The 9,746-nt window shown below is 60.1% G+C and carries 8 protein-coding genes; 4 read left to right on the forward strand and 4 right to left on the reverse strand.

Annotated elements, in window-relative coordinates; all coding sequences use genetic code 11:
- Position 1: 1 nt before the first annotated feature.
- From ASG03_RS07010 to ASG03_RS07025, 4 genes are read right to left on the reverse strand one after another with little or no spacing between them, the layout of a single operon-like run.
- A complete protein-coding gene (locus ASG03_RS07010) occupies positions 2-1,699 on the reverse strand; it encodes an ABC transporter substrate-binding protein (RefSeq protein WP_244475175.1) in 1,698 nt (565 codons plus the stop codon).
- A gap of 60 nt (positions 1,700-1,759) precedes the next feature.
- A complete protein-coding gene (locus ASG03_RS07015; RefSeq protein WP_062692987.1) occupies positions 1,760-2,653 on the reverse strand; it encodes a proline iminopeptidase-family hydrolase in 894 nt (297 codons plus the stop codon).
- Between the two features lie 22 nt (positions 2,654-2,675).
- On the reverse strand, positions 2,676-3,266 hold the full coding sequence (locus tag ASG03_RS07020) for an ANTAR domain-containing response regulator (protein WP_062692988.1): 591 nt from the start codon (positions 3,264-3,266) through the stop codon (positions 2,676-2,678).
- Entirely contained in the window at positions 3,263-4,414 is a 1,152-nt protein-coding gene (locus ASG03_RS07025; RefSeq protein WP_062692989.1) for a transporter substrate-binding protein, read from the reverse strand. The genes ASG03_RS07020 and ASG03_RS07025 overlap by 4 nt, the downstream gene beginning before the upstream one ends.
- Before the next feature lie 376 nt (positions 4,415-4,790).
- Between ASG03_RS07025 and nhaA the strand changes: the two genes are divergently transcribed.
- From nhaA to ASG03_RS07045, 4 genes are all read left to right on the forward strand, one after another.
- On the forward strand, positions 4,791-6,008 hold the full coding sequence (gene nhaA, locus ASG03_RS07030; RefSeq protein WP_062692990.1) for a Na+/H+ antiporter NhaA: 1,218 nt from the start codon (positions 4,791-4,793) through the stop codon (positions 6,006-6,008).
- Between the two features lie 396 nt (positions 6,009-6,404).
- The gene (locus ASG03_RS07035; RefSeq protein WP_062692991.1) at positions 6,405-7,070 is read left to right on the forward strand and encodes an ABC transporter ATP-binding protein; all 666 of its coding nucleotides are present in this window, start codon (positions 6,405-6,407) and stop codon (positions 7,068-7,070) included.
- Positions 7,067-8,383, forward strand: a complete 1,317-nt coding sequence (locus ASG03_RS07040) for a hypothetical protein (RefSeq protein ID WP_062692992.1) — start codon at positions 7,067-7,069, stop codon at positions 8,381-8,383. The genes ASG03_RS07035 and ASG03_RS07040 overlap by 4 nt, the downstream gene beginning before the upstream one ends.
- Before the next feature lie 885 nt (positions 8,384-9,268).
- A complete protein-coding gene (locus ASG03_RS07045; RefSeq protein ID WP_338012388.1) occupies positions 9,269-9,547 on the forward strand; it encodes a LysR substrate-binding domain-containing protein in 279 nt (92 codons plus the stop codon).
- The last annotated feature ends 199 nt before the right edge of the window (positions 9,548-9,746 follow it).

Raw genomic sequence — 9,746 nt, forward strand, 5'->3', positions numbered from 1 at the left:
ATTACTTCACCCAGGAGTGAGAAATGATCCAGCGGTTCTGCTTGTTGAAGACGTAGTTCCCAAGGCGGGCGGAGGTGAAGTTCACGCTCTTCGGCGTGAAGAGCGGGGCAATGGGCGCCTGTTCCATGAACCCCTTGTCCACGTCGGCCCAGATGGCGTTTGCGGCGTCCTGATCGGTGAGCGCCGTGATCATGGCCTGCTTCATCTTGGCGTCCAGCTCCTTGTTGCAGTAGCCGGCAATGTTGATGGAGGCATCAGACCCCTTGTTGAACGAACTGCAGGACAGCAGCACGTTCAGGAAGTTGGAGGCAGCCGGATAGTCCTGGTACCACTGGCTGACGCTGATCTGGACGTTGTTGTTGGTGTTCTGGATATAGGTGAACTGGATGTTCGGCGAGATCGCCTTCATCGAGGCGTCGTAGCCGAGTTCGGTCAGAACGCTGGCGATATAGGTGCCGATGCCCCGCGCGACGGCATTGTCCTCGGCGATCACCGTGACCTTCTGGCCCTTGGTTCCACTCTCGTCCACCAGCGCCTGCGCCTTCTCTATGTCCGGTTCGGACCAGGTTTCGCCCGGCGACTTCGTATAGAGGCAGCTGTCGACGTGGCCCGGGAAATCCGGCGGCAGGATCTGGCAGACCGGCTGGCCAAGAACATCGCCGCCGAAAAGGCCGACCAGCGCATCGCGGTCCAGCGCATAGTTGACCGCCTGGCGAACCTTCACATTGTCGAAAGGCGCAAGGTTGGTGTTCATCGGCGCGTACCAGAACGCAGCCAGAGGATCGATATGGACCTGGCTGGCATATTTCGCACCGATTTCAGGCAGGCGATCAGAAGGCGGCGTGTCGAACATCCAGTCGATCTGGCCATTGATGATGGCGTTGATCGCCGCTTCCTCGGTCAGGCCGAACTTGTAGACGACCTCGTCGGCATAGCCGTCCGGCTGGGCATCGACGCTCCATTCCTTAAAAGACGGGTTACGTTTCAGCACCATTTCCGAATTTGGGTCGTAGCTGGCGATCATATAGGCCCCAGTGCCCGGGATCGGCGTCGTGCCGGCGTCGGTGAGAGGCGTATCGGCCGGCACGATCGAGGCGTGCGGGACGGCAAGCTTCGAAAAGATTTCGGCGTCCGGCGCGACAAGATTGACGGTCACCGTACCGGCCGCGTCGTCGCCGGTCACGCCGCCTTCAAGCGTGCAGGAGGCGGCGTCGGCGATGCATTTGTCGGCGCCGACAATGCCGTTGTAGAAGCTGCCCGTCGTCGGTCCCTTGATCTTGAAGATGCGCTGGAACGAGGCCACGACGTCTGTGGGGGTGACCTCCTTGCCATTCGAGAACTTGATGCCCTTGCGGATCTTGAAGACATAGGTCTTGCCGTCGTTCGTCGGCTTCGGCACCTCCTCGGCGAGTGCGGGCACGATCTCGAACCCCTCGGCGCCGCCTGCCTGTTTGAACTTGACGAGACCATCATAGGTCATCTGGAAAATCTGCCAGAACTGGGCCGTGTAGTTGATCATCGGATCAACAGTGCCGGCAGCCGAGACGGCGGCGAGCGTAATGGTTCCGCCGCGATGCGCGTTCATAAGGGCCGCACGATCCTGCGCAACGGCGACGCCGCCAAGCGCCGTTTGGGCGAGGAGGCACGTCGCGAGCATCGCGCCGGCCTGTCGGGTAAGCTGTTTCAGATGCATGGTCATGAGCGTCGTTCCCTTGTTATGATGCGGTCGCGTTTCCTGCAGTCGGTTGCTGTGTCGATCTCAAGGTGCCTTTTCTTCGAGAAAGGCCTTCACGACGGCCATCGTCTCCTGCCGTTCCTCGACATGCGGCATGTGGCTGGACCGTTCGAAAATCGTCCAGCGCACGTCGGGGATCTCATCGGCATAGGGTTGAACGCAGGCTTCCGTTGCTTCGTCGAACCGGCCGGAAATAAGGAGCGTCGGTACCGCAATGGCGGACAGCCGTCCGACGATCGACCAGTCTTTCATCGTGCCGATGACATGAAACTCGTTGGGGCCGTTCATCGTGTGGTAGACGGTCGGATCCGATGCAATCGCATCGAACGTGCGCTGGACCTCCGGCGGAATGGGCACGACGCGGCAGACGTGTCGCTGGTTGAAGACGTCGGTCGCCGCCATGTAATCCGCGCTGTCCGTCGTTTCCGCCTGCTCGTGCTTCAGCAGCGTTGCCTGCACGGCCTCGGGCAACTCCCGGCGCAGCCGGTTGGCCTCCGAAATCCAGGTATGCATGGACGCCGGCGAATTGGCGATGATGAGCGCCTGTAGGCCCTCCGGCTGATCGACGGCAAATTCCGCGCCGAGCATGCCGCCCCATGACTGTCCGAGCAGGCAGTAGGCCTGGCGGATCCCGAGGTGATCAATCAGGTTGTGAAGCTCGGCCTTGAAGAAGGGCACAGTCCAGAAATCTGCGCCTTTTTCCGGAAGATGGGTCGACTGCCCGTTTCCGACCTGGTCGTAATGGATGACAGCGCGGCCGGTCCCGGCAATGTCCTTGAAACTGTCGACATAATCATGCGTGCAGCCTGGGCCGCCATGTGCAACGATCAGAGGCGGCTTTGGCGACGACAGGTCGCCGGTCACCCGATACCAGGTCTGATAGTCGCCATAGGGCGCGAAACCCTCGATGAAGTCCATTTTATCCCTCTCCTCGTTCTTTTCAGGCACCGCTGCGGGTGCGCTTGTCGTTGCGGCAGATGGCTTCCGCCGCGTCTTCGATGGTCATGCCCCAATTCATGGCAACCGAGCGCAGGTGCTTCCACGCCGCAGCCTCGTTGCCGCCTTCGTTCTGGAGCAGGTGCAGAATGGCGCGAACGACAATGGGGCGCTGACGCAGCCGATCCTCCAGCACGCGGATGTCATCGGCCTGGGCACGAACCTGCTGATAGGCATGTGCCGCGATGAGCAACGCGCTATAGGCACCGGTCGACCCGATCGGCTTGAGCAGATGCGCGTTGGAGCCCTGGTCCAGCGCCCATTCGATCCGTCCGGGCGCTTCCGAGCCGATCAGCGCGATGATGGGCATGGGAGCAAGACCCCGCGGCCAGGGAAACTGTCCGTCATGTCCCATGTCGGCATCGAAGAAAACGACGTCTGCTGATGCCTGCGCCTCATCGAGATGCGGCCAGCAGACCGTCACCCGGATCTGCAGGAGTTCGAGCTGGCGTCGAAGCGCGTCCACGAGAGGATGCTCCCGATGCAGGATCACGGCATGCCATTCTGCAAGGGGCGGCCGAATGCGACGCGTCATTTGACCACCTTCAGGGTGGCGGGAACGCCCGGTGGATCGGACCTCAGTCCGGCATGCACGAGAAAGGGATCGGCGACGACGGCTTCCTCGGCGCTTTGAAGCAGTGTGAAGCCGCCCGTTTCGTTGGACAGACCCAGATGCGGCCGCAGCGCTGCATGATGTGTTTTCCGGTCGATCCGAATAGGCCCAGCCGGCGTGTCGAAGCTTCGAGCGGTTATGATCTTGCAGATCGCGTCCGGCGCGTCGGTGCCCGCGTCTGAAATGGCGCGTGTCAGGATCGACATCGCCGTATAGGCCGACAGGAAGGGCGTGGTGATGCGTCGTCCGGAACCGTGTCGCTCTGTCATGCGCGCCTTGAATGCCCTGTTTTCGGGCGTTTCCAGTCGATCGAAATAGATCGAGGTGGACAGATGTCCGTGGCGGGCAAAGGTGGGGAGGCCTTCGAGGTCGATTTCTGACATGTTGCAGGCGACGATCGGCGACGCGTCCGTCGTGTTTTTTCGGTATTCGCCATAGGCGGAAATGAAAGCGCTCGCGGACTGGCCAACCAGGTTGCTGAGGATGAAATCCGGCTTCTTCTGGCTGATCTCGGCAATAAGGTGATCAACCTCGGTCGAGCCGAGCGGAACGTAGCGGTCCGAGACAATTTGCCCGCCGAATGATTCCGTGCGTTCGCGGGCAATGCGGCTGATTTCCCAGCCCCAAATATAATTGGATCCGACGATAAAGGCCCGCCGCCCGTAGCGCGGCAGGACATGGTCGAACAAGGGCAACAGATGCTGGTTCGGGCAGGCACCGAGATAGACGGCGCTGTTGCTCGCCTCGTAGCCCTCATAGGGAAAGGCATACCAGAGAAGCGCGCCATGCCGTTCGACAACGGGAAGAACCTCCTTGCGGCTCCAGGACGTTATCGTGCCGATGATATGGCGACACTGGCGCGTCCGGATCGCAGCGTCTGCGAGAACGGCGTAGTCTTCGGCACGACCGCCGGGATCATCGATCGTGGCGACGATCGAAAAGCGGGAGGCCCTGTCGATGTTGACCTCTGCAATGGCCGCCATCGCTCCGTCCACCGCGTCCCGGCCGAGAGCCGCATAGGGCCCTGTGGTCGAATACAAGATGGAAACAGGAATGGCGGTGCGGCTCATCGTTGCTGCACCCCCAACCGGTTATTGTGCCTGCTCGTCTGGTTCAAGATCAATCACCCCTTACCGGCGTCCCAGCATGATGACGGGTCAAAGAGGCGTCCGGAAACAAAAAAGCCCCGAGTCGCGGAAAGCGATTTTCGGGGCTCTATTGCCGTCGGCGTCTTCCGCCAGGATTAAAGCGAGGCTACGCTCAGGACCGAATACAGTCAATCTGAAAATCTGCTTGTTTTTTGGTCATTCACCTTGCTGGTTCCCAAAAAGACTGGTTCTCCAGCACGCCGGCCGGTATAAGACATGTGGGCGTGTGCTGCGTGCGCCCTCGGCTTCCCGAAAACCTACGGAGATAATATCCAACCTTTTTCGAGGTGCCAAACCCATGAGCAAACATTCCGCCTCCCTCGTCTCCAAAGGCCGTATCCAGTCCACCGTCCGCGCGTTTCTCGACAATGAAACGTCGAGTGGCCTTCTGCTGATGGGCATCGCGCTGCTTGCCATTCTCACGGCGAACTCCCCCCTGGCAGAGGCCTATTTTGGCGCCCTGCACATCACGATCGGGCCCTTGAGCCTTCAGCACTGGATCAACGACCTGTTGATGGCCGCCTTTTTCCTGCTGGTCGGACTTGAGATCAAACGCGAGCTTCTCGATGGGCAGCTCTCGACCTGGAGCCGACGCATTCTTCCCGGTGCCGCCGCTGCGGGCGGCATGGCGATCCCTGCATTGATCTACATCGCCTTCAACTATCGTGATCCCGTGGCCGTGCATGGCTGGGCTGTTCCGTCCGCGACGGATATCGCCTTTGCGCTCGGAGTCCTCTCGCTGCTGGGCCCGCGCGTGCCGGCATCGCTGAAAATCTTCCTGGCCGCACTCGCGATCATCGATGACCTCGGAGCCGTTGTGATCATCGCTCTGTTCTACACGTCGGGCATGAACGTGATGGCACTCGGCGGGGCCGCCTTGGTGATCGGTGCGCTGATTGCCCTCAACCGAACCGGCGTGCAGCGCCTTCTGCCCTATCTCGCCTTGGGCGCGGTGCTCTGGATACTCGTCTTCGCATCAGGCGTCCATGCGACACTCGCGGGAGTCATCCTTGCGCTTACGATCCCGATCCGCCGTACGCCCGGCACGCCGGAAGCCACTCCGGACACCTCGCCCCTGCACCGGCTGGAGCATGCTCTCCACAAGCCTGTTGCCTTCATCATCGTGCCGATCTTCGGTTTTGCGAATGCCGGCGTGTCGTTCGCGCACATCACCTTTTCGACGCTTGCTGAGCCGGTCACACTCGGCGTCGCGATGGGGCTGGTGCTCGGAAAGTGCATCGGCGTGTTCGGAACCGTCTTCATTCTGGTGAAGATGAATCTTGCGGATCTCCCGGCAAAGGCGAGCTGGGGCCAGACCCTCGGCGTTTCGCTGGTCTGCGGCATCGGCTTTACCATGAGCCTCTTCATCGGCCTCCTGGCCTTTTCCGATCCCGACATGCAGGACCGCGTCAAGGTGGGCATTCTCATCGGCTCGCTGATCGCGGGACTGCTGGGCTACACGATCCTGCGCATCACCAACCGGCGCGCCCCGGTGGCGGGCGTCCAAGGGGCCTGAGAAAAGGGGCCGGGGACAAGGGGCCCGAGACACGGAGCCTGGGAGGTCGGAGCCCTGCCGCAAGCCTTCGGATGGGCGTGCGGCAGGCAAGATCGGAAGGATCTTCCAAAAGACACAGATGGTTGCCGCGCCCATCCGACGCACAGACATCCGGCGCGGCGACCAGCACCTTGATTTTGCCGCGATTTAACCGCTATATCGCTCCTCGAGCTGCGTGACATATGCCACGATGTCGAAGAGCTGGCTCGCCCATTGATATGAATGCAGCTAACCAAGGTCGTGCGCCGATCCCTATTTGCGTGCTGGACCATCCCGCAGCTTCCAAGGATGACCGGCTTTTGACGATGCAGGCTCTCGATATGGCATTTCGTCAAGACTCCAGATGCCGAGGCGATCATGATACAGCTTGAACGGGCAACCAAATTTGCCAAGGCCAAGGGCGTTACGAAAACGATCCTGAACGACGTCAGCTTCACGATTCCGCGCGGCAGAAGCCTTGCGCTGCTGGGCCGCAATGGGGCGGGCAAATCGACACTGCTGCAGATCATCGCCGGCACCCTGCATCTCGACAAGGGCAGCGTCAGGCGGGATGCAAAGGTGTCGTGGCCCCTCGGTTTCTCGGGGAGCTTCCAGGGAAGCCTGAGCGGTGAGCAGAATGTCCGGTTCGTCGCCCGGATCTACGGTGTCGATACCGAGAGCCTCGTCGAATATGTCCGGGACTTCGCCGAGCTTGGCGCATTTTTCAGGGCGCCCGTGCAGACGTATTCATCCGGGATGAAAGCGCGTCTGGCTTTCGGGATCAGCATGGGCGTGAAGTTCGATTACTATCTCGTCGATGAGGTGACGGCCGTCGGCGATACCAATTTCAAACGAAAGTCGCATCAGGTCTTTAAAGAGCGTTTAAAGGGTTCGGATGTGATCATGGTTTCTCACAGCACACCGACCCTGAAAGATTACTGCCATTCCGGCGTGGTTCTTGAAGGCGGCTCGCTTACCTATTATGAAGACTTGGCTGACGCAGTTCGCGTGCACGAGGAAAACATGGCGAGGTCCTATCGGTGATTACTGCAAAGGCAGGCGATGCTTCCGCGAACGCTGCAGCCAACTCTTCGGGACAGGGCAAGCCGCGGCACTTGATGTTGCTGAAGGGCCTGCTCGAGATGAAGCCCCCGGTGGTCGAGCGGCCGCCGATCGAGATCGAGCCGGAGCCATCGCAGGACAGCACGGCGCTGGACCGCCCCCGTGCGCGGCTCAAACTCCGCCATATCGTGATCGCCGCGACGTTCTTCTGCGCCGTGCTCGTTCCTACGATCATCGCCGGCGCCTATATGATGTTCGTCGCTGCCGACCAGTATCACAGCACGACCGCATTTTCTGTCCGTAGTCTCGAGGCGTCGCAGCCGGCGGACCTGATGGGCATCTTTACCCAGGCCACCGGTACGAGCACCGTCAGCGATTCCTACATGTTGCTGGATTATGTGCTCGGACCGGAGATGGTTCAGGCGGCGGATCAGGCGTTCGATCTAGAGAAGGTGTTTGCACCGCGCGGACACGATTTTTTCTACGGCCTCGGCCACGACATGACCATCGAAGAGAAAATCCAGTACTGGAAGCGGATGGTCTCCATCAATTTCGACCAATCCTCCGGCGTTCTGAACCTGAACGTCAAGGCGTTCGATCCAGCGTCCTCTCAGACCCTGTCGCGTTTCATCGTCGATCAGAGCGAGAAACTCGTGAACAGCGTCTCCGACGCTGCAAAATCCGAAGTTCTGCGGGATGCCGAAAATGCCGTCGTGAAGGCGGAAATCCGACTGGGGAACGCACAGGTCGAGGTTCGCAAGTTCCGGAACGTCATGCAGGAAGCTGACCCGACGGAAGGCGCCAAGCTGGCTGCGCAAATCGTTGCGACGCTCGAACAGCAACTTTCGACGGCCAAGACCGAACTCAGTGTCGCCCGCTCCCAGATGTCGGAAGATTCGCCGCGCGTGAAGGTGTTGAACTCGCAGATCGCCAGCCTCGAACAACAGCTTCGGCGAGAGCGGGACCGTTTCGGGGACGGCCAGTCAGCAAAGATGGGACGCATCAGCGCCGATGACACAGCGGATGTTGCAGGCCGCCTGGAAAACTACGAGAAGCTGGAAACCGAGCGCGGCTTTTCCGAAAAGGCGTATACGGCGGCTCTCGCAGGTCTCGAGAAAGCAAAGATCGAAGCGTCTTCTCGCGATCGATACATGGCCATCGTGGTCAAACCGACCCTGCCGCAGCTCGCTCTCTATCCCAGCCGACTGCTCAATACCCTGCTGATCTTTGCAATTGGCCTTATGCTGTGGGGAGTTGGAGTCATGGTCTTCTATAACATCAGAGATCGAAACTAGCGCGTGTCCGTCTGTTAGACGGAAGTCCTACGACAGAAATCGTTCGCGCGCTCACGGACTTAAACGCGCGACGGTTCGCCAGCAGCGTTCCGCAGGACCTCACCAATACGCCGGCATCCGGCGCAAAGGCAGCTTTGGCTGGGGAGGCCTTCTCGAAAAGAGTGAGGTAGGAACAAAAGGCGCGTGATGGAGCGCTCGGATTCGGCACCTCCGATCAAGTGGCCTGCGTTCCGTGACGCAACTTCCGAGAAGTGTCCGTGAGGCGATGTCGCCGGAGCGAGAATGATCACAAGAACCTGCCGGACTCAGATCTGAGGCATGGTCTCTTTCATCGGATCAGCGGAAACAGTCCGCGCGACCGTGGTCTAGCGTTTGAGTACCACGCTCAAGAGCTTCGTCGCGCTGGCTGCTCGGAATGGGCGAGCGGATGCATACCAACAGTCTCGACAAAGGGCGTGCCATATGCCGAACAGATGAGATTGATCATTTATGACCGCACGCTTCCGTATGACGCGTTCCAGAGATCAAAAGTCGTCATAGCTGCGACGAAGCACACATAAGAGATGAACGAGCCGCGCTATGTTGCGTCCTTAGACGGAGAGAGTCCAACCCCAATACAACCCTCTTGCGAGAGCATTGACGCAGAAGACTGATGCGGCTCGCCGCCCTACTCCAGGTGCCGGATTATTTGCGCGATACATCTTGCCAGACATCAGCGCGAAGACAACGTCTTTGTCACGGCGTGCACCCGTGGTTATGAGAGTGAGATGGCGAGCACTCGCAGGATGTAGCTTAAGTCGAGCAGCAGTGTGGCTCATGCGGTAACCGTTTCAAACGCCTCCGAATTTAAGGAGCGGATGGGTCGACAACGTCGTAGCGATCGCAGTGCCTGTAACCTGGGCGAAGCCCCAGATTGCGGCGGAGGTTGACGACATGGCGATGATGCGTCTTCTGGCTCGGGAGGGGGTTGGGCTGGCGGTTTTGCCGCCGATCGTGGTGAAGGGCGAGCTGGAGATGGGAAGCCTCGTGGCCTTTGACGCCCTGCCCGGCATGATCGAATCCTTTTACGCCGTGACGGTCAAGCGGCGCTTTCCCAATCCTGTGATCACGCCCTTGCTGGACGCGGCGCGTCTGCTTGGGGGCGGGAGCAACGAGACGCCGTAGACACCTGAGGCATCGGGGAGGACACGGCGTGCGGCTCCTCCCCCGGAGATCAGTCTGTCGGCCGCAGCATCCTCTGTCTCTCGTTCTGTGGCTGCCATCAGCACAAGGCGACGTGGTCTGACCATTTTCCTGGCATTTGGAACGCAAAAACCCCCGGACCTTTTGGCCCGGGGGTTTTTGGATTGTCTGTCTGGTTGCG

This window comes from Rhizobium sp. Leaf341, from assembly GCF_001424325.1.
Lineage (GTDB): Bacteria > Pseudomonadota > Alphaproteobacteria > Rhizobiales > Rhizobiaceae > Ferranicluibacter.

Excerpts from the sequence above, each read along its gene's own strand:
- ASG03_RS07010 (WP_244475175.1), bottom strand. The coding sequence starts at position 1,699 with ATGACCATGCATCTGAAACAGCTTACCCGACAGGCCGGCGCGATGCTC.
- ASG03_RS07015 (WP_062692987.1), bottom strand. The coding sequence starts at position 2,653 with ATGGACTTCATCGAGGGTTTCGCGCCCTATGGCGACTATCAGACCTGG.
- ASG03_RS07020 (WP_062692988.1), bottom strand. The coding sequence starts at position 3,266 with ATGACGCGTCGCATTCGGCCGCCCCTTGCAGAATGGCATGCCGTGATC.
- ASG03_RS07025 (WP_062692989.1), bottom strand. The coding sequence starts at position 4,414 with ATGAGCCGCACCGCCATTCCTGTTTCCATCTTGTATTCGACCACAGGG.
- nhaA (WP_062692990.1), top strand. The coding sequence starts at position 4,791 with ATGAGCAAACATTCCGCCTCCCTCGTCTCCAAAGGCCGTATCCAGTCC.
- ASG03_RS07035 (WP_062692991.1), top strand. The coding sequence starts at position 6,405 with ATGATACAGCTTGAACGGGCAACCAAATTTGCCAAGGCCAAGGGCGTT.